Genomic DNA, 19,567 nt, shown 5'->3' on the forward strand with positions numbered 1-19,567 from the left:
CAACCCCTTCACTTCAAAATATCCATCTTGAAGTGAAAAGTGATGTTGAGGTTTTAAAATTTAGGCACTTATGATTTGATGCGTATCAATAAATTCAACAGCCAATTGGCAAATTTTCCGTAAGGCGGCGCGAGAAACTTCAAGCTTGAAAAACCCGCCTGATAAAACACAGGACGCATTTTGGAAAAAGTCAAAAAGCCTTCATAGCCATGATAGTGCCCCATCCCGCTGGCACCGACTCCACCAAATGGTAAGTCATGCTGCCCGACATGAAATAAGGCATCATTGACCGAAACACCACCCGACATAACTCGGCTGATATAAAATTCGACTAGGCTTTTGTTATTGCTAAATGGATAAAAGGCCAATGGACGATCACGCTGCACAATATAGTCCACTACCTCTTCAGGCTTCTGGTAGGTTTTGACCATCAAGATCGGGCCAAAGGTTTCACGCGTATCAATTTCCATCTCATCATTACTGTTCAACACCAAAGTCAGTGGAAATTTTCGTGTCGCAGCATCAGGCTCTTGCTGATTTAAATTAATCAAACTGGCCCCTTTGGCTTCAGCATCTGCCAAGCTATGTACTAAGCGCTGAAATGCGCGCTCATCAATCACAGAAGTATAATCTTTGCTATGAATATCAGGTACATGTTCCTGAACCCACGCTGCTGACGCTTGAATAAACGCTTGTAACTTCGACTCATGTACAAATAAATAATCGACATTGGTACAAATCTGTCCCGCATTAAACTGTTTCACAAACATAATGCGTTCTACAGCTTTCTCAATAGGGTATTCAGGGTCAATCACCGCAGGAGATTTACCACCCAACTCTAAAGTCACTGGCGTCAAGTTTTGTGCTGCGGCAGCCATGACTTTACGCCCTGTCGCACCAGAGCCAGTAAACATCAAGTGATCAAACGGCAGTTTTGAAAAAGTGATGCCCACTTCACCAGTCTCATCGAAAATCTGTAATTTTTCCGCTTTAAAATATTTGGGGCTTAACTCAATCAGCAATTCAGCCAAATGTCTTGAATTTTCAGACATTTTAACCATAGCCGTATTTCCCGCGGCAAACACGGCCGACAACTGTGAAAACATCAAATTGATGGGGAAATTCCACGGCACAATAATTCCAATCACCCCCAGTGGCTGAGGAATTACGCGGTTCTTCGCACCAAAATACAAGCTATGATCGACATGTCTTTTTTGTACTTTAGTCCACTGTTTCAAGTGTTTGATGCTGCCGTTAATATCATCTGTGACCGTAATAATTTCTGCCAGTAAGGTTTCATGGCGTGAACGATTGCCATAATCGCGATTCAGGGCTTCAATAATTGCTTCACGGTGATCGTTAATCAGTGCTTTTAAATTCAGTAAATGTTGCTTGCGTTGCGCAATTGTTTCAATGCCTTGTTGATGAAAGCTTTTGCGTTGTAATTGAAAACAATCATGTAATGTCTGTTCTATCACTGTTTGCTCGATATGAGACTGAACCGTAAGTTGCATATGCTTTTCCTTTCACGGCTAAAAATGGTGATTCAATACTTCTTTTCTATGTTGGTTGAGATAATCTCTTATCCTACTTTAACAAATGACTTGAATTACGCTTGACTTTTTAGGACACTAAATTGATCTTTTAGGACAACATGGAATGTTGTAATGGGAAGTTATATTCGTGCAGCCAGCCTCGGCGGTTTTGAAGACTTAGTCCGTAGTTATGGCATCAACCCTATAGAAATCTTGAAAGAGATCGGGATTTTACCTGCTTTACTCCGCGATCCAGATTCATTTATTCATTATGATCATTATTTAAATTTATTGGAAAAAGCGGCCTTAGCCTGTCAAGATGACTGCTTCGGTTTAAAACTCGGCGCACTCCAAAATATTAGCACAATCGGTTTGATTGGCGTTTATATGTCCCGACAAACGACCATACTTGAAGCCTTAAGCGTGGCGCAAAAATATGTCTATTTACATGCTGAAGGCATTGTCTTCCACGTCTCGCAGCATAATGCTCTACTCTGTAAGTTGAACTTTGTTCGATTAAGTGAATACAACACCGATGTACCACAAAAATCACAACTGGCCATTTGCCTTGTCGCAAATATTTTAAAAGATTTGATTGGCCCACAGTGGCATGCAGAAAAAATTTACTTCAAGCAAAAAACACCGCAAAAAGGGGCTCAAACTTTCCAGGATCACTTTTCATGTCCAGTGGAATTTGAAACCGATGAGGATGCGCTTTATTTTCCTGCAAGCTTTTTAAACTATAAACCCTATAATTTTAATGAAGATGCCATCAATCAACTGATCGTACAACAGCTTGAAACACAAAGCAGTACCAAAACTGAAGATAATACGGCACTGATAGAGAGTTCAGTCCGCATGCTGATGGCAACAGGAGACTGCAGCATTGAAAATATCGCACTCTGTATGGGCATGCATCCGAAAAAGCTTCAGCGCGTTTTAAAAATGCAAGGAACAACCTATCGAGATATACTTGAAAATGTCCGAAAGAAAGAAGCGCTTCGTATGCTTGATACAGATAATGTGAGTTTGACGGATATTGCTCTACAGTTGGGCTATGCAGAGTTATCTATTTTTAGTCGCAACTTTAAAAGTTGGTTTGGCGTTCCTCCAACCGAGTTAAGAGACAAAAGTCGAAGCCATATTGTTTAACTTCTGGTTTTGTTACTTTGTTCAATAATGAGCATACCTCTGAGTTTCAAGATCAAACCAAATGGCAATATTTCCACGATTAATGAGAACTCGGTTATATGAGGAGCAATTGCTTATACGGTCAATTTTAGGTGCTGGCTTCTTCATTCGGAAATTATATTGCTAAAGATGGCTTTAAGAATAGGTTTGTACAACAAAGCCCATCCTTCTAATCATTTATGGTTCACAGTAGAGCGATAGCGAACTAAAACTCTCACTTTTTTAATAAATTATGCTTTTAACGGTATAACAAAACGATAACTTATTTAAGCCAAGATAGAGTGCTGATTACACCGCTTAATGACCATCTGTCTTCATTCATCTATATTTAAAACTAAGGATTTTTGCTCTTAATATTTGATTCAACTTTTATATATTTTTTATAACACAGCACAATATTCCGCAACAATTATCATTGCTGCTGTAGACCATATTAATCATGTAAAGAACAATAACTTGATCTTATATAAAAATAATCGATAAATGATTTAAAAAATATAATTTTGTATTATAAAACAGTAAAGAAAAACAGTGATACGCATCGCAAAAAGGATTTATGTTTACGCTTAATTGAGTAATTTTTAACCAAAAAAAAATTTTTATATTTCAAATTATATATTTATATTTTTCATTAACTTAAGTTATAAAAATGTGTTTTTTTAGTATAAAAACTCTATTGTGGTCACTTTTTGAACTGATTAGTTATGTCTAGAGCATTTACTCTTATTTTAATTGTGCTATTTTTGTGACACGGAGTAACAAATGATTTCGGTTAACCGACCTCTCCAAAAGCCAAAAAACATAAACACAAAATGAGCAACAAACATTTGCATTTGCACCTCAAGGAAAGACGTAGAATGAAATTAAAGACATTAACGACAGCAATGATTTTAGCAACTGTACCAATGACGGGGGCATTTGCCGCTGCTCTAGATCGTTCAGGTCAGTCAATCTCTGCATTCTTGCAACCTGGTAATTACTTTGAAGCAGGTATTTCTGTATTAGATCCAGATGTGTCTGGACAGGAAGCTGGCACAAGCACAACAAATCGTCAAATTGGTGATATGGCGGGCGATTACTATTTCCCTAGTGCCGCACTAAAATTCCAACTTACTGATAACTTCTCTTTTGGTCTGCTTTACGACCAACCTTTTGGTGCAGATGCTGAATATACTGGCACTAACAATTTTGTTGCAGCTCCAACAGATCGAGTACTAAGCTCACTACCTGTTACAACATCAATGATTGGTGGCACCACTACAGGTAATACTTCAGTTGAAGTGGATACACAAAACATTTCTATGATTTTTGGTTTCCAACCTACTGAAAACTTTAATATTTATGGTGGTGGTGTATATCAAACAATTAAAGGTCATGTTTCATTACGTGGTTCAGCTTATAGCGTGTTCAATGGTTATGATGCGAACATTAAAGAAGATTCTGCCGCAGGTTGGTTGGCTGGTGCAGCATTTCAGATTCCTGAAATTGCATTAAAAGCTTCTGTAACATACCGTTCTGAAATTGATCATGAATTTGTTGCGAATGAAAATCTGAGTTTAGCAACGCCATTAGCAAATGCAGCACCAATGTTGGGTGGTATTGTACCGCCTGCATTATTACCTGCTATTTCACAAGCAATTGGTGGTTTTGCAGCAGCTAATTCAGCTGATGGCAAAACTAAAATTACAACACCTCAATCTGTGAATCTAGACTTCCAAACAGGCATCATGGCGAATACTGTAGCATTTGCAAATGTACGCTGGGTAAATTGGAAAGACTTCTCAATCACACCTTATAAATTTGGGAAAGCTGCTGAAGCTGTTGGACCTTTGGTCAATCGTCCAAATGGTTTTTCTCTAGTAGAATATACCGATGATCAATGGTCTGCAAACGTAGGTGTAGGTCGTAAATTAAATGACCAATGGGCGGGTAACGTTTCTGTAGGTTGGGACTCTGGCGCAGGTAACCCTGTATCAACGCTTGGCCCAACAGAAGGCTATTGGAACGTTGGTTTGGGTGTTCAATACAGCCCAACGCCAGCAACCTTCATCGCCGGCGGTGTAAAATACTTCTGGTTAGGCGATGCTAAAGCTCAAACTGGTGCTCAAGCAGGTGGCTCTGATTATGTAGCAGAGTTTGAAGATAACAATGCTTTAGCTTATGGCTTAAAAATCGGTTACAAGTTCTAATTATTAATACTGAAAAAACCATCTGTGCAGATGGTTTTTTCTTTTTCAACAATGACATCTACACTCTTTTTTATACACTTGTGATTCATTTGAGCAACAAATAAACACTTAAACATTTTGCATAATATTCAATCAACCACTAAGCATCTAAAAATAAATCTATATAAATCATAAAATTAATATTTTTTTTTAGTGTTTTTACTCTACACAAGTACAATTTTTAACTTTTCAGTTCATTTTACAACCGTAGTTGAGCATTTACTCTTTTTGTATTTATGTTACTTTTCGTGCCAATCACTTACATAAAGCTACAACAAGGAATGTTCCCTATGAAGCTTACAGCTCTTCGCTCGGCTATTTTACTCAGCTTAATCCCAACAACTTCAGTATTTGCTGCAGGTCTTGATCGTTCAGGTCAATCTATTCTGCCATTTCTACAATCTGGAAATTATGCAGAAGCATCGATTAGTGTGCTCGACCCAAGTGTAAGTGGCAAAAGCAACAACGGCGCAACTGTTACTGACATGGCGGATGACTATTATTTCCCATCTGCTGCACTTAAAGTTCAAGCAACCGACCATTTTTCTTTCGGTTTACTTTATGACCAACCTTATGGTGCCGACTCACAATATTCACCAGATCTAGGCGCTTTTGGTGATGGTACTGAAGGAACAAGTGTAAAAGTACGCACCAATAATCTTTCATTAATTGTAGGTTACCAACCAACCGAAAACTGGAACATCTACGCAGGTCCTGTTTACCAAACAGTTAAAGGTAATGTATCTTTACGCGGTACAGCCTACTCATTACTTTCTGGCTACAACATTGACCTAAAAGAAGGTGATGCATTTGGTTGGTTAGCTGGTGCAGCTTACCAAATCCCTGAAATTGCACTAAAAGCAGCGATCACGTATCGCTCTGAAATTAAATATGAATTAGATACTACAGAAACTTCAAATGTTTATATTCCACCAAACTATTTACCAACATTACCAAGCGGAATCGATTTACGCTCTATTAGTAGCCAAACTGAGGTAGTAACACCTCAATCGGTTAATCTTGATTTTCAAACAGGTATTGCAAAAGATACTTTAGCTTTTGCCAATGTACGTTGGGCACATTGGGATCAGTTTGCCGTAAGCCCAGCAGCTTTAGCAAGTGCTAGTAAACTCGCTAAAGGTAAAGCTCAGAATTTAATTGACTACTCAGATGATCAAATTTCTGCAACCGTTGGTGTAGGTCATAAATTTACTAGCAAATGGTCTGGTTCTGCATCTGTAGGTTGGGATTCTGGTGCAGGTAACCCTGTAACCACTTTAGGCCCTGTTGAAGGCTTCTGGAGCGTAGGTTTAGGTGGACAATACAGCCCAGCTGAGAACTATTTCTTACAAGCGGGTGTAAAATACTTCTGGTTGGGTGATGCAAAAGCTCAAACTGGGGGTACAGTTGCTGGCGACTTCAGCGATAATGATGCTATCGCTTATGGTCTAAAATTTGGTTATAAATTCTAAAACGTAGCACTATATCCAACAAAAAAGGCGTATCTATTGAGATGCGCCTTTTTGTTTTCGTAGATATAGCTGTTTGTTTTAAGCCGGAATATCACGAACTGAAGCATTACGAATAGCCTCTTTTAAAGCTTCATAACCATGAATTGCAGGGAATTGCGGGAATTCTTTAATCACGTTTTCTGGTGCATCAAACAAAAAACCTTTATCCGCTTCACCCAGCATAGTGGTGTCATTATAAGAATCACCTGCGGCAATCACACGGTAATTTAGTCCATGCAATGCTTTAACTGCTTCACGTTTTTGGTCAGGTTGGCGCAGTTTATAGGTTGTAATCATACCCTTTTCATCAGTCTCTAACTTATGACAAAAAATCGTTGGCCAGCCCAGTTGTTTCATTAATGGATGTGCAAACTCATAGAAAGTATCTGACAAAATAATCAGCTGAAAATGTGTACGTAACCATTCAACAAATTCTTTTGCGCCTGGAAATGGGCCCATCTCAGCAATGACTTCTTGAATATCATTTAAGCCTAAACCATGTTCTTTTAATATATTCAAACGCTGCGTCATGAGCACATCATAATCAGGAATATCACGTGTGGTTGCTTCAAGCGCTTTAATGCCTGTTTTTTTAGCAAAGTTAATCCAAATCTCTGGAACTAACACCCCTTCTAGATCAAGGCAAACAACTTCCATGAATACTCCCTTTTATTTACGTGGAAAAATTTTGAACTATCATAGCTTAATATTTGTCTAATGCATTGCTGTTTTTTAAATCTATTTTTTTCATAAGCATTTATTTTTTAGTGATAAGTGGTTTATTTCAACTCTATTAAAATGCACAGCAAATAACGTAATATAGGTCTTGTTAGATTCCAAGCCTATTGCCAGGATACTTATGACAACCATTCCAACTATTGATCTTGTTGATGCTCTCGCAGCTGAATATGCTGATAAATCTCCAAGTGAAATTTTAGCACTTGCACTGAATCAAACGGGTGAAATTGCCATCTCGTTTTCAGGTGCAGAAGATGTCGTACTTATTGATATGGCTGCTAACTTAGGTAAACCTTTTCGTGTCTTTAGCTTAGACACAGGACGTTTACATGCAGAAACGTATCAATTTATCGAGACTGTGCGTAAACACTACAACATTAATATCGAAATTTGCTTCCCAGAAGCAGATGCCGTTCAACAACTGGTCAATGAAAAAGGTTTATTCAGCTTTTATCAAGATGATCATAAAGAGTGTTGTGGTATCCGTAAAGTTCAGCCTTTACGTAAAAAATTGGCGACTTTAGATGGTTGGATTACTGGTCAACGTAAAGACCAAAGTCCGGGCACACGAACTGAGATTCCAGTTGTTCAGGCAGATGTTGGGTTTTCAGGAGAAGGTAAACAGTTAATTAAATACAATCCTCTTGCCAACTGGTCCAGTGCAGATGTGTGGAGTTACATTCGCATGATGGAAGTGCCTTATAACCCTTTGCATGAACGCGGTTTTATTTCAATTGGCTGTGAACCATGTACGCGTCCAGTGTTACCAAACCAACATGAACGTGAAGGACGTTGGTGGTGGGAAGAAGCGACACACAAAGAATGTGGCCTGCATGCAGGTAATTTGAAAAAGTAAAGACTAAAACCACTGCAAAGCAGTGGTTTTTCGCAACCAATGGATACACACAAAGCGCTCCCATTGTTAAAAAAAATCGATATACTAGGTTTAAGTTCTATAATTCTAACAAGATTGCTCATATAGGAGCGGTCAGATATTGCAGTGAGGCAATCCAGACTATGCGTCCATTACATCCGATTGACTTTATTTTTTTATCACTTGAAAAACGCCAGCAACCCATGCATGTCGGTGGATTATTCTTATTCCAAATCCCTGAAAATGCACCTGCCAGCTTCATTCAAAATTTAGTTGCAGATATTCGTAACTCCAAATCTATTCCTATTCCTCCATTTAATAACAAACTCAACGGTTTATTTTGGGATGAAGATGAAGAGTTTGATCTTGATCACCATTTTCGTCATATCGCACTCCCACAACCGGGGCGTATTCTTGAACTTCTCACCTATATTTCACAGGAACACAGTAGTTTAATTGACCGCGCTAAACCGTTATGGACGTGTCATATCATTGAAGGGATTGAAGGGAATCGTTTTGCAATGTACTTCAAAATTCACCATGCGATGGTGGATGGTATTGCCGGTATGCGATTGGTGGAAAAATCATTATCACAAGATCCAAATGCAAAGAGTATTGTACCACCTTGGTGTGTAGAAGGCCCTCGTGCGAAGCGTTTAAAAGAACCGAATGTTAATCGCTTTAAGAAAATAATGAATGGCGTAATGGGCCAGCTTGAGTCAACACCACGTGTCATGTATGAGTTGTCACAAACAGTCATGAAAGATATGGGACGTAATCCTGATTATGTTTCAAGCTTCCAAGCACCCAGCTCTATTCTTAACCAGCGGGTTAGCTCCTCCCGCCGTTTTGCAGCACAGTCTTTTGAGTTTGACCGTTTACGTCATATTTCTAAAAGTTTGGGTGTCACGATTAATGACATCGTACTGGCTATTTGTTCAGGTGCCTTGCGTGAATATTTATTGTCCCAAGACGCACTTCCTAAAAAGCCTTTAATAGCCATGGTGCCTGCATCAGTTCGCGATGATGATTCGTCTATGTCGAATCGTATCACCATGATTTTGGCAAATTTAGGCACGCATAAAGAAGATCCACTAGAGCGCCTCGCAATTGTTCGTCGCAGTGTGCAAAATGCCAAAGAAAAGTTCAAACGAATGAACTCAAACCAAATTCTAAACTATAGTGCGTTTGTCTATAGTGCTGCCGGACTCAACATTGCCTCTGGCTTACTGCCTAAGCGCCAAGCGTTTAATCTAGTGATTTCAAATGTTCCTGGCCCACGTGAACCATTGTATTGGAACGGGGCACGACTCGATGCGCTATACCCTGCCTCAATCATTTTGGATGGTCAGGCACTCAACATCACTATGACCAGTTATTTAGATAAACTTGAAGTTGGTTTGACTGCTTGCCGAAATGCACTGCCGAAGATGCAGAATCTACTCACGCACTTAGAAGAAGAGATTCAACGCTTTGAAGCGATTGTGGGGGTCGAAGGCCCAAAGTTGCAAGCGGTCAGTTGATGCCGCAAAACGAATCAGAAATACAAGAATAATCAATAAAACTAAGGGGCTTCGATAAGCCCCTTAGTTTTTAATGCTACGACATTGTTTTAATAATTGATAACACGCAGTACGAATCATGGCAGTTGTAATTTGTACTTCTTTACCCTGATCATCCACAATATACGCATTATGCGTTACTTTCGCATCTAATAAATGTTTCAAACTAGGTTGAATAATTGCTTCTCTAACACCCATATCACACCTCATTTGCTAAACCTATTTGGGAGAATAAGCTTTGGCTATTTCCGTGTTTCTAGTATTAAAAATCTAAGATCGAAAGTAAAATTTCAGTTGTAACAACTATTTAACCATATATTGTTACAATTTCAGCTCAGAATGATATCGTATTGCTCTTGCGTATATAAATTTTCCACCTGAAATTTAATCACACGACCAATGAAATGCTCTAAATCCGCGACTGCTGGCGCTTCTGCGGTTAATAAGCGGTCAATCACCGATGGATGCGCAACGACAGTAAAGCCAGTCTGAGATTGATACGCACGTGTATATCTCATGATTTCTCGAAAGATTTCGTAACATACAGACTCAGCTGTTTTCACATAACCTCGTCCCTGACAGGTCGGGCAAGATTCACATAATAAGTGCTCTAATGATTCACGCGTACGTTTACGTGTCATTTCGACCAAACCAAGCTCAGAAACCTGTGTAATTTTGGTTTTTGCATGGTCTTGCTCAAGCATCCGCTCAAACTGAGTCATGACCTCAGTTCGATGTTCCTGCTCTTGCATGTCAATAAAGTCGATAATAATAATACCGCCTAAATTGCGTAGTCTCAGCTGGCGCGCAATGACCTGTGTCGCTTCCATATTGGTTTTAAACACAGTATCTTCTAAAGAGCGGCCACCCACATATGACCCTGTATTGACATCAATAGTCGTCATAGCTTCAGTCTGGTCTATCATCAAATAACCGCCAGACTTCAACGCAACACGCGTCTGTAGAGCTCTTTGAATGTCTTCTTCGACATTATACAAGTCAAAAATTGGGCGCTCACCCGGATAGTGAATGAGACGTTCTTTGATATTAGGGACAAATTCTTCTACGAACTCTTGGAGCTTGCCATGTATTTCACGCGAGTCGACTGAAATTTTAGCAGTCTTTTCACTCGCAAGATCGCGAATAATGCGTTGGGGTAAAGGCAGTTCTTCAAAAATTAACGATGGCACTGCAATACTGATCTGCTTGCGCTGAATAAATTCCCAAAGTTTCGCCAAATAAGCCATGTCTTGCGCAATGGCAGCTTCCGCAATCCCATCAGCGGCGGTACGAACAATCACTGAACCTGGAAGCTTATGTTCCGCTTGAATACGCTCAATCATCGAACGCAAACGATCACGCTCAGCTTCAGACTCAATGCGTTGAGACACACCCGTATGATTGCCATAAGGCATCATCACTAAATAGCGCGAAGGAATGGAAAGATCAGTTGAAAGCCGAGCCCCTTTAGTGCCCAGCATGTCCTTCATGACTTGAACAGTAAGAATTTGTCCTGGCTGTAAGAGCTCAAAAACATTCGGGGTGGGTTGATTACGTGACCAAACCATATCATTAATATGTAAAAAAGCAGTTCGTGACAGTCCAATATCGACAAAAGCAGCCTGCATTCCCGGAAGAACACGCACCACTTTACCTTTATAAATATTGCCCACTAAACCACGTTTCACCGTACGCTCAATAAATAATTCATTGACCGTGCCGTTTTCAATTAACGCGACGCGACATTCCATAGGCGTGACGTTAATTAATAACTCGTCAGACATAACAAACTCAAAACATTATAAAAAATCTTTTGAGACAGTTAATTTAGTGCCTTAACTGCCTGTAATAATTGTACCGTTTCATGCAACGGAAGTCCCACGACATTGCTATAGCTTCCCTCTATACGTGGAATATAACGTGCTGCAATGCCTTGTATAGCATAGGCTCCCGCCTTGCCAATGGGTTCAGATGTAGCCCAATATGCTTCCATATCATTCAGGCTTAAATGCTGAAATTCAACTTCAGTACGAACTACTATACTTGAAATTTGCGTATTTGTACGAACACAAACCGCAGTATATACATCATGCTTGCGCCCAGAAATTTTTCCCCACATTTCAAATGCATGCTGCTTAGATTCTGGTTTGCCTAAAATCTCTTGATCGACCCCTAAACTGGTATCGGCAGCAATCACAATTGCATCAGGATATTGAAGCTGTACTGCCTCAGCTTTAGCACATGCCAGTCGCTCTACATAATCGGCTACCGACTCGCCTGCTTGTACAGATTCATCAATATCTGGACTATAGATATCAAAGACTAGACCGAGCTGTTCAAGCAGCTCACGGCGACGCGGCGAACTGGACGCTAAAATTAAACGCGCCATTTCTTCAACATGAAATAGACCATCGGGAAAGTCAGCACACTACTCAACAGCGGTTGCCAATGACGTGCAAGGGAAAACTGTGCCCCAATCATAATTTGCGCGATCCACGTAATAAACAAATGCGCGATCACAGCCAAGGTAGCGATGACCCAAATATTGGCAAAGGTCATAATTCGACGTTCCCGCGTTAAAAAACGGGACACAAATGTAATCAGGACAAAACTGAGTGCGTTTAAACCCAAAGGTGCATCAAGTAGTAAATCGGTGAAAATCCCGACTGCAAAGGCAAACCAAATCCCGCTCCATGTCGGCTGGCATAGCACCCAAAACAGCATCACCATCATCATAAACAGTGGACGCCAACCAGAGAGCGCATAAGACAAAGGATAAACCATCAACACTGAAGCAATGATCACCGAAAAAATGATCGGAAATAAGGGGTCACGCTGTTTGGCAGCACGAAGTTTAGCGATCGGCATGTGGTTGCTCCATCGCTAAAGAATCGGAAAATAATACAACGACATGATGCCCACCCGCTAACTGTGCAGCAGGAACAACATCAATTTGAGCAAACTCGCCTGAATTATGACGACTGATTTTTGAAATGGTGCCCACCAGATAACCTGCTGGAAAATGCTCACCTAAACCAGAGCTATACACTTTTTCACCCACTTTGATTTCGGCACTGGTCGGCACGTATTCCATTTTCAAATGACCCAAATCTCCAGTCCCTGAAACAATGGCACGCATTCCAGATCGCTCTAAGCGAACCGAAAGAGAATGTTCTTTATCTGAAAGCAACATGACACGACTACTATGCGGATAGACATTAATAATCTGTCCCATAATACCTTTGTCATCGAGCACGGTTTGCCCGACCTTCAACTGACTGTTGGCACCACGGTTTACCACAATAATATGACGCAATGGATCGGCATCTGTCCCAATGACTTCTGCAATTTCCATACGACCATCAATGATCAAAGGTGTATCTAACAGACCGCGTAAACGCGTATTTTCCGCAGATAATTCAGATAATTTTTGTAAACGCACCTGCGCCTGCAATAACTCGGCTTGCATCGCGGTATTTTCACGGCGCAATTGAGCTTCAGACTTGGTTTGTTGATTCAGCCACTCTCGCGATAACACGGGATAACTTGCTACGGCATAAATTGGATTATAAGCGGCGTACAAGACATCTCTTGCAGGTTGAATCACATGTGGCATGCGCCAGTTAAAAAACAGCACGACCAAGCATGTGATCACTGCAATGATAAATGAGCGAAAAGATGGCGGTTGTCTGGAAAACAGATTTGTTTGCACCCGCCGATTCCTTTATTAGCCTACAAATAACATGTCGTGATTTGGATTATCGAAGAATTCTAAAACTTTACCACCACCACGAGTGACGCAAGTTAGAGGATCTTCTGCAACCACAACAGGTAAGCCTGTTTCTTGCGCAAGAAGTTTATCGAGGTTACGTAGTAATGCACCACCACCGGTCAACACTATACCGCGCTCAGCGATGTCTGAAGACAGCTCAGGAGGCGTTTGCTCAAGTGCAGATTTCACAGCTGAAACAATACTTTGTAATGGATCAGAAATCGCTTGAGTAATTTCGTCCGAAGTCACAGTGATCGCACGTGGCACACCTTCAGCAAGGTTACGGCCGCGAACTTCAATTTCAAGTGCTTTGGCATCGGCTTCTGGTAAAGCCATACCCACTTCTTTCTTGATAATTTCAGCGGTAGTTTCACCAATCACGCAACCATGTGCTTTACGTACATAGTTAATGATTTGTTCATCAAATACATCACCACCAATACGTAGTGAGTCAGCATAGACACAACCTTGAAGCGAAATAATCGCAATTTCAGTTGTACCACCACCAACATCGACCACCATAGAGCCGCATGCTTGTTCAACTGGCATACCTGCACCAATTGCAGCAGCCATTGGTTCTTCAATCAAACGAACATCACGCGCGCCTGCATTAAATACAGCTTCACGAATAGCACGACGCTCAACCAAAGTTGATTTGCAAGGCACACACACCACAACACGAGGTGCAGGTGGGAACAGACGTTTTTCATGTACTTTACCAATAAATTGGTTCAGCATGGTTTCAGTCACTTCAAAATCGGCAATCACACCATCCTTCATTGGACGAATGGCAGAGATATTTGCAGGTGTACGGCCCAGCATTTGCTTTGCATCAAGACCTACCGCGGCAACGATTTTTTGTGAACCACTGTGACGAATCGCCACAACTGTCGGTTCATTTAATATAATGCCTCGTCCTGGTGCATAAATAAGTGTATTTGCTGTACCTAAATCAATGGCTAGATCGGGCGAAAACAAGCCAATTAGTCTTTTTAGAATCACGGAGACGTTCTCGATTAAACTTTATGTGGACGCAAGGTGGCAACTTTAACTAAATGTGATGATTTGAACAAGTCAATCGCTTATTATAACGCACGATATTTTGAAATTTTTTAATACTGACTCAGGTGATGTTATGTCTACATCGGATGCACAGCATTCTGCAGATTTAAATGCACAAACAGTTTCAGCAATCGCCAATCTTGCTCGATTGTCGCTAGATGATACGCAATCTGCTGAATATGCTCAAAGTCTAAATAAAATTTTAGGCATGATGGAAACCTTAAAAGGCATCGACACCAATGGTGTTGAGCCGCTTAAAAGCCCATTTGATCACCCACAACCCTTACGTGAAGATGTGGTTTCAGAAACCAATCATCGTGATGAATATCAAGCCATTGCACCGCAAGTGCAAGACGGTTTGTACCTTGTTCCTCGTGTGATTGAATAATTTCTATTCAGTTAAACCATTATTTTGTAAAAATTAACGTAAAGACATTTCTCATGACAGATTTACATCGCTTATCGATTCGTGAACTCTCTGAGGGTTTAGCTGGGGCTAAATTTTCATCTCGCGAACTGACCGAACATTATTTAAAGCGCATTGCAAAACTGGATACACAAGTTAAATCTTATGTAACCGTGACGGCAGAACAAGCGCTTGCACAAGCCGATGCTGCCGATGCTGCAATTAAAGCTGGCACAGCAACCGCATTGACAGGCGTGCCAATTGCACACAAAGACATTTTTTGTACCCAAGGCATTAAAACCACTGCGGGCTCAAAAATGTTGGATAACTTTATCTCTCCTTACGACGCCACCGTTGTAGCGAAAGGCAAAGCCGCTGGTCTGGTCACTTTGGGTAAAGTGAACATGGACGAATTTGCAATGGGTTCAACCTCTGAGAACTCATTCTACGGCGCTACAGCAAACCCTTGGAACTTAGGTCATGTGCCAGGTGGTTCTTCAGGCGGTTCTGCGGCAGCGGTTGCAGCAGACCTTGCTCCATTTGCAACAGGTACGGACACGGGTGGTTCAATTCGCCAACCTGCATCGTTCTGTGGCTTAACGGGTCTTAAACCAAGTTATGGCCGTGTATCGCGCTTCGGGATGATTGCATATGCATCATCACTGGATCAGGGCGGGCCAATGGCGCGTTCGGCTGAAGACTGTGCCTACCTCATGAATGTGATGGCAGGTCATGATGCAAAAGACTCAACATCTGTTGAAAAAGACGTTGATGACTATGTGGCGAATCTAAACGGCACATCTGTTAAAGGTCTACGCATTGGTATTCCAAAGCAATACTTCAATGTCGCTGGTTTAGACGCAGACGTGAAAGCGCGTGTTGAAGAATCATTGAAAAAATTGGAAGAGATGGGTGCGACTTTGGTTGAGATTGACCTCAACATGACTGAAGCTTATGTTCCGACCTATTACTTGATTGCACCTGCTGAAGCGTCATCAAACTTGTCTCGTTACGATGGCGTACGTTATGGCTACCGTGCAGAGAACCCTGTTGACCTGATGGACTTATACAAACGTTCACGTTCTGAAGGTTTTGGTGCAGAAGTGCAACGTCGTATCTTGATTGGTACATATGCGTTGTCTGCGGGTTACTACGATGCTTACTACGTGAAAGCACAAAAAGTCCGTCGTCTGATTCAACAAGACTTCTTAAAAGCATTTGAATCGGTTGATGTGATTGCTGCACCTTCTGCGCCAACCACGGCTTATAAAATTGGCGCGAACTTGTCCCCAGTTGAAATGTACTTGGGCGACATTTACACCATCGCGGTTAATCTTGCTGGTCTTCCTGCGATTAACGCACCTGTTGGTTTTGACAAAGACAACTTACCTGTGGGCTTACAGCTAATTGGTAACTATTGGTCAGAATCTCAACTGTTGTCTGTGGTACATCAGTACCAACAAGCGACGGATTGGCATACGAAACGTGCGGCAATTGCTGAGGAGAATGCATAATGACTAAAAATGCTGCTAAACCAAAATCATTATTGATTGATGGTTGGGAAGTCGTTATTGGGATCGAGATTCACACTCAGCTTGCGACCCAATCTAAAATCTTCTCAGGTTCATCGACTGAATTTGGTCAAGACCCAAATACACAAGCCAGCCTCGTTGACTTGGCAATGCCGGGTGTACTGCCTGTATTAAACAAAGAAGTGGTCGATTTAGCCATTCGCTTTGGTTTGGGTATCGATGCTTATATTGACCAGGCATCTGTGTTTGCACGTAAGAACTACTTCTACCCTGACTCGCCAAAAGGCTACCAAATTAGCCAGATGGATAACCCGATTGTGGGCTTGGGTCATATCGACATTCAACTTGAAGATGGTACGGTAAAGCGCATTGGCGTAACGCGTGCCCACCTTGAGGAAGATGCAGGTAAATCGATCCATGACCAGTTTGAAGGTATGTCAGGTATCGACTTAAACCGTGCAGGTACACCTTTACTTGAAATCGTGTCTGAACCCGATATGCGTTCGGTTGAAGAAGCGGTGGCTTATATCAAGTCGATTCACACTTTAGTGCGTTGGTTGGGTATTTCTGACGGTAACATGGCGGAAGGTTCATTCCGTGCTGACTGTAACGTGTCGTTACGTCGTCCGGGTCAACCGTTCGGTACACGTTGCGAGTTGAAAAACCTCAACTCATTCCGTTTCATTGAACAAGCGATCAATGTTGAAATTGAACGCCAAATGGAAATTTTGGAATGGGATGGCACGATTGACCAAGAAACGCGTCTATTTGACCCTGTGAAGATGGAAACACGTTCAATGCGTTCGAAAGAAGAAGCGAACGACTATCGCTACTTCCCAGACCCTGATTTGCTGCCTGTGATTATTTCAGATGCGCAAATTGAAACGGCTCGTGCTGCGTTGCCTGAACTTCCTGCGGCACGTCGTGAGCGTTTCGTAGCGGACTTTGGTGTGACTGAGTACGATGCACATGTATTGACACTGACCCGTGAAATGTCTGACTTTTATGAAGTGGTTGTGGCTGCTGCTGGCGGTGCTGCACAAGGTAAAGTGTCTGCAAACTGGGTCATGGGCGAGTTCTCTGGTGCTTTAAACAAAGCGGGCTTAGAACTCGCAGACTCTCCTGTTTCTGCTGAAAAACTTGGCGGCATGGTTGCGCGTATCGTGGATAACACCATTAGCGGCAAGATTGCGAAGCAAGTATTCGGCTTTATGTGGGATGAAGGCAAAACTGCGGACGAAATTATTGCGGAAAAAGGCTTGAAGCAGGAAACTGATACAGGTGCGATTGAAGCGATTATTAAAGACGTGCTTGCTGCCAACGAGAAGATGGTTGAAGAGTTTAAATCTGGTAAAGAGAAAGCTTTCAATGGTCTAGTGGGTCAAGTAATGAAAGCGTCTAAGGGTAAAGCTAACCCAGCACAAGTGAATGAGTTGATGAAGAAATTGATTGGTTGATCTGATTAGTTTTGAAAAATGAACCCGCTTTAGAGCGGGTTTTCTTTGTTTAGACGAAATCCAAGATTAAAGGCTATAACTAATTCAAGTGAAAGTAACAGCATAAGTGAAATAATAATATTATTTGTCTTTAATAAATACTCAGCATAAAATAAAGTAGTTTTTTCAGAGCTAGCCCCAGATATAGGGTATGTTACAACTTGACTAGAATCATTATATTTCAACCACTTATGATGAGTCGCATTTCTCAGTTTACTATCGTATTCACGACCAAAAATATTAAAGATACTAATATTTCCCTCAAAGCATTTCATTTTTCCTGCTTTATCAGAAGTCAAATACCTTTGATAGGTTAGTTTTTCACTTTGAAATACATCATATTCTCTAAGATTATCAATATTATTCAAAAAAGCTATTGTGTTAATATTTGAGCCTAGAACTTCAAACACTTCACCATAAATCATTTTTGTACGTCTAAAATTAACAGATGAAACTTTTGAATCTTTAAATGTTTCGACTTCTAAACGTGCTTGTAAGTTCATTTGTTTGAATTCTTGATAATTTGAAAAAAAAGTATCAAAAACCTCCATGTAAGCATTAATCTTTTCAACTAAATTAGGCAGCAATTGATCTTGCATTAACCTATGAAATTCCTGCTTATTTTTTTGAAGAATACGTTTAGAGAAACTCCCTAATATATCTATATCTCTTTCTAAACGGCTACTACCAATGAACATCCCAATGAAACGAAAAATTAATTCTGTTAACTCCTGTCCATTAGTTATTTTATCTCTTTGAACTAAATTATCCTTAATATTAAATTTATAGGCCTTGTATAAATCTTTCCATAGTTCTTCAATATTAGAAACACCCATTACTCCATCAATTTTTTCAGGAGAAAAACTTTTTCCAAAAGCATCTTCTAGAATTTCTCTCATTTGATATAAAAATGGCGAATATAATTCAGTATTACTTTTTTCATCAGGTACTGTAAAATCAGTACTCAAATTAACAACTTTTGCTAAATGTTGATCTACATAGCTTTTGTCAATATATTCTAAATTTTCCAACTCATTAAATGACACTTTTACATTAGGTGGCTCATCTAATAATAGGACTAATCTGGAATCAGTTTCACAATGTGGGCATGAAAAATTTAGTTCCTGTTTTAATCCATGTGAAATTTGAGTTCTTGTAATAATAAATTCATTACATGTTAAGCATTTGAAATATATTCGTGAAATCATAGTACCCCAGACTATTAAAATAATATTTTTAAATATATGAATCTTTTCTTTACTATAAATATATTACATAAGGACTAACTTTAGACAGTATTATAGCTAGTTGATCCTTCTAAATCTTTAAAATATATTTGTTCAACTGTTTCAGTACTTATCCAACTTTTCAAAGTTCTAATTTATACGTGCTTTATAGTTACCCTCATCCCCTTACGCAACAATGCGTCTCATCCCAAAAGGAGAATGTGCTTACATCACAAGTTTCGTGCTTGCTCAAATTTAATATTGAAAATACAGCGCTTCATAAAAGAGAGTTAAAACCTACTATCTAATTCCCCAAAATTCGTTAAAATCTCAAAAAATTTTTCTCTGTACACGACAAATTTCACAGAACCCTTATCCTATCAGGATTCTGCTTTCTTAAAATTGCCAAAATTTCCTTAAACTCTTCTTTTTTC

The 19,567-nt window shown here is 40.3% G+C and carries 17 protein-coding genes and 1 pseudogene; 8 read left to right on the plus strand and 10 right to left on the minus strand.

Features of this window, described 5'->3' with window-relative positions; all coding sequences use genetic code 11:
- Positions 1-68: 68 nt before the first annotated feature.
- On the minus strand, positions 69-1,514 hold the full coding sequence (locus AXW61_RS11460) for a coniferyl aldehyde dehydrogenase (RefSeq protein ID WP_062034396.1): 1,446 nt from the start codon (positions 1,512-1,514) through the stop codon (positions 69-71).
- Positions 1,515-1,667: 153 nt separating this feature from the next.
- Between AXW61_RS11460 and AXW61_RS11465 the strand changes: the two genes are divergently transcribed.
- Positions 1,668-2,687, plus strand: a complete 1,020-nt coding sequence (locus AXW61_RS11465) for an AraC family transcriptional regulator (RefSeq protein WP_062034397.1) — start codon at positions 1,668-1,670, stop codon at positions 2,685-2,687.
- Positions 2,688-2,717: 30 nt separating this feature from the next.
- On the opposite strand, the pseudogene AXW61_RS17515 reads toward AXW61_RS11465, so the two are convergent.
- Positions 2,718-2,834 (minus strand): annotated as a pseudogene (locus tag AXW61_RS17515) (IS5/IS1182 family transposase); the annotation flags it as partial.
- Between the two features lie 749 nt (positions 2,835-3,583).
- On the opposite strand from AXW61_RS17515, the gene AXW61_RS11470 reads away from it, so the two are divergent.
- Positions 3,584-4,915, plus strand: a complete 1,332-nt coding sequence (locus AXW61_RS11470; RefSeq protein WP_062034398.1) for an outer membrane protein transport protein — start codon at positions 3,584-3,586, stop codon at positions 4,913-4,915.
- 329 nt (positions 4,916-5,244) lie between these two features.
- Positions 5,245-6,426 carry an outer membrane protein transport protein gene (locus tag AXW61_RS11475; RefSeq protein WP_062034399.1) on the plus strand — a complete coding sequence of 394 codons (1,182 nt, stop codon included), beginning with the start codon at positions 5,245-5,247 and terminating at the stop codon, positions 6,424-6,426.
- Positions 6,427-6,504: 78 nt separating this feature from the next.
- Here AXW61_RS11475 and thrH read toward each other — a convergent pair whose 3' ends face one another.
- Positions 6,505-7,122: a bifunctional phosphoserine phosphatase/homoserine phosphotransferase ThrH gene (gene thrH / locus AXW61_RS11480; protein ID WP_062034400.1), complete on the minus strand. Its 618-nt coding sequence runs from the start codon at positions 7,120-7,122 to the stop codon at positions 6,505-6,507.
- A 202-nt stretch (positions 7,123-7,324) separates the two neighbouring features.
- Between thrH and AXW61_RS11485 the strand changes: the two genes are divergently transcribed.
- Both AXW61_RS11485 and AXW61_RS11490 read left to right on the plus strand, forming a co-directional pair.
- A complete protein-coding gene (locus tag AXW61_RS11485) occupies positions 7,325-8,059 on the plus strand; it encodes a phosphoadenylyl-sulfate reductase (protein WP_004694654.1) in 735 nt (244 codons plus the stop codon).
- Between the two features lie 161 nt (positions 8,060-8,220).
- Positions 8,221-9,600: a wax ester/triacylglycerol synthase family O-acyltransferase gene (locus AXW61_RS11490; RefSeq protein WP_062034401.1), complete on the plus strand. Its 1,380-nt coding sequence runs from the start codon at positions 8,221-8,223 to the stop codon at positions 9,598-9,600.
- A 63-nt stretch (positions 9,601-9,663) separates the two neighbouring features.
- Here AXW61_RS11490 and AXW61_RS17610 read toward each other — a convergent pair whose 3' ends face one another.
- From AXW61_RS17610 to AXW61_RS11515, 6 genes are all read right to left on the minus strand, one after another.
- The gene (locus tag AXW61_RS17610) at positions 9,664-9,837 is read right to left on the minus strand and encodes a PA1571 family protein (protein WP_171254074.1); all 174 of its coding nucleotides are present in this window, start codon (positions 9,835-9,837) and stop codon (positions 9,664-9,666) included.
- 131 nt (positions 9,838-9,968) lie between these two features.
- Positions 9,969-11,423 (minus strand): ribonuclease G, encoded by a 1,455-nt coding sequence (gene rng / locus AXW61_RS11495; RefSeq protein WP_004981336.1) that lies wholly within the window; start codon positions 11,421-11,423, stop codon positions 9,969-9,971.
- Positions 11,424-11,461: 38 nt separating this feature from the next.
- Complete coding sequence (locus AXW61_RS11500; protein ID WP_062034402.1) at positions 11,462-12,028, minus strand: Maf family nucleotide pyrophosphatase; 567 nt, start codon at positions 12,026-12,028, stop codon at positions 11,462-11,464.
- Positions 12,016-12,507 carry a rod shape-determining protein MreD gene (gene mreD / locus AXW61_RS11505; RefSeq protein ID WP_062034403.1) on the minus strand — a complete coding sequence of 164 codons (492 nt, stop codon included), beginning with the start codon at positions 12,505-12,507 and terminating at the stop codon, positions 12,016-12,018. Before mreD ends, AXW61_RS11500 begins: the two co-directional genes overlap by 13 nt.
- Positions 12,494-13,351 (minus strand): rod shape-determining protein MreC, encoded by an 858-nt coding sequence (gene mreC / locus AXW61_RS11510; RefSeq protein WP_004694667.1) that lies wholly within the window; start codon positions 13,349-13,351, stop codon positions 12,494-12,496. The genes mreD and mreC overlap by 14 nt, the downstream gene beginning before the upstream one ends.
- Before the next feature lie 15 nt (positions 13,352-13,366).
- Positions 13,367-14,413, minus strand: coding sequence for a rod shape-determining protein (locus tag AXW61_RS11515; RefSeq protein ID WP_004694670.1), 1,047 nt, complete (start codon positions 14,411-14,413; stop codon positions 13,367-13,369).
- Positions 14,414-14,546: 133 nt separating this feature from the next.
- On the opposite strand from AXW61_RS11515, the gene gatC reads away from it, so the two are divergent.
- Genes gatC through gatB form a run of 3 tightly spaced genes read left to right on the plus strand, consistent with a single transcriptional unit; the run spans position 14,547 to position 17,868 of the window.
- Positions 14,547-14,861: an Asp-tRNA(Asn)/Glu-tRNA(Gln) amidotransferase subunit GatC gene (gatC, locus tag AXW61_RS11520; RefSeq protein WP_062034404.1), complete on the plus strand. Its 315-nt coding sequence runs from the start codon at positions 14,547-14,549 to the stop codon at positions 14,859-14,861.
- 53 nt (positions 14,862-14,914) lie between these two features.
- Positions 14,915-16,393 (plus strand): Asp-tRNA(Asn)/Glu-tRNA(Gln) amidotransferase subunit GatA, encoded by a 1,479-nt coding sequence (gene gatA, locus AXW61_RS11525; protein WP_062034405.1) that lies wholly within the window; start codon positions 14,915-14,917, stop codon positions 16,391-16,393.
- Complete coding sequence (gene gatB / locus AXW61_RS11530) at positions 16,393-17,868, plus strand: Asp-tRNA(Asn)/Glu-tRNA(Gln) amidotransferase subunit GatB (protein ID WP_058952198.1); 1,476 nt, start codon at positions 16,393-16,395, stop codon at positions 17,866-17,868. Before gatA ends, gatB begins: the two co-directional genes overlap by 1 nt.
- 29 nt (positions 17,869-17,897) lie before the next feature.
- Here gatB and AXW61_RS11535 read toward each other — a convergent pair whose 3' ends face one another.
- Entirely contained in the window at positions 17,898-19,115 is a 1,218-nt protein-coding gene (locus tag AXW61_RS11535) for a hypothetical protein (protein ID WP_062034406.1), read from the minus strand.
- Positions 19,116-19,567 lie beyond the last annotated feature (452 nt).

Source organism: Acinetobacter sp. BMW17 (genome assembly GCF_001592855.1).
GTDB lineage: Bacteria > Pseudomonadota > Gammaproteobacteria > Pseudomonadales > Moraxellaceae > Acinetobacter > Acinetobacter johnsonii.

What these genes read in the sequence shown, in the direction of transcription:
- AXW61_RS11460 (WP_062034396.1), bottom strand. Translation starts at nt 1,514, where the DNA reads ATGCAACTTACGGTTCAGTCTCATATCGAGCAAACAGTGATAGAACAG.
- AXW61_RS11465 (WP_062034397.1), top strand. Translation starts at nt 1,668, where the DNA reads ATGGGAAGTTATATTCGTGCAGCCAGCCTCGGCGGTTTTGAAGACTTA.
- AXW61_RS11470 (WP_062034398.1), top strand. Translation starts at nt 3,584, where the DNA reads ATGAAATTAAAGACATTAACGACAGCAATGATTTTAGCAACTGTACCA.
- AXW61_RS11475 (WP_062034399.1), top strand. Translation starts at nt 5,245, where the DNA reads ATGAAGCTTACAGCTCTTCGCTCGGCTATTTTACTCAGCTTAATCCCA.
- thrH (WP_062034400.1), bottom strand. Translation starts at nt 7,122, where the DNA reads ATGGAAGTTGTTTGCCTTGATCTAGAAGGGGTGTTAGTTCCAGAGATT.
- AXW61_RS11485 (WP_004694654.1), top strand. Translation starts at nt 7,325, where the DNA reads ATGACAACCATTCCAACTATTGATCTTGTTGATGCTCTCGCAGCTGAA.
- AXW61_RS11490 (WP_062034401.1), top strand. Translation starts at nt 8,221, where the DNA reads ATGCGTCCATTACATCCGATTGACTTTATTTTTTTATCACTTGAAAAA.
- AXW61_RS17610 (WP_171254074.1), bottom strand. Translation starts at nt 9,837, where the DNA reads ATGGGTGTTAGAGAAGCAATTATTCAACCTAGTTTGAAACATTTATTA.
- rng (WP_004981336.1), bottom strand. Translation starts at nt 11,423, where the DNA reads ATGTCTGACGAGTTATTAATTAACGTCACGCCTATGGAATGTCGCGTC.
- AXW61_RS11500 (WP_062034402.1), bottom strand. Translation starts at nt 12,028, where the DNA reads ATGGCGCGTTTAATTTTAGCGTCCAGTTCGCCGCGTCGCCGTGAGCTG.
- mreD (WP_062034403.1), bottom strand. Translation starts at nt 12,507, where the DNA reads ATGCCGATCGCTAAACTTCGTGCTGCCAAACAGCGTGACCCCTTATTT.
- gatC (WP_062034404.1), top strand. Translation starts at nt 14,547, where the DNA reads ATGTCTACATCGGATGCACAGCATTCTGCAGATTTAAATGCACAAACA.
- gatA (WP_062034405.1), top strand. Translation starts at nt 14,915, where the DNA reads ATGACAGATTTACATCGCTTATCGATTCGTGAACTCTCTGAGGGTTTA.
- gatB (WP_058952198.1), top strand. Translation starts at nt 16,393, where the DNA reads ATGACTAAAAATGCTGCTAAACCAAAATCATTATTGATTGATGGTTGG.
- AXW61_RS11535 (WP_062034406.1), bottom strand. Translation starts at nt 19,115, where the DNA reads ATGATTTCACGAATATATTTCAAATGCTTAACATGTAATGAATTTATT.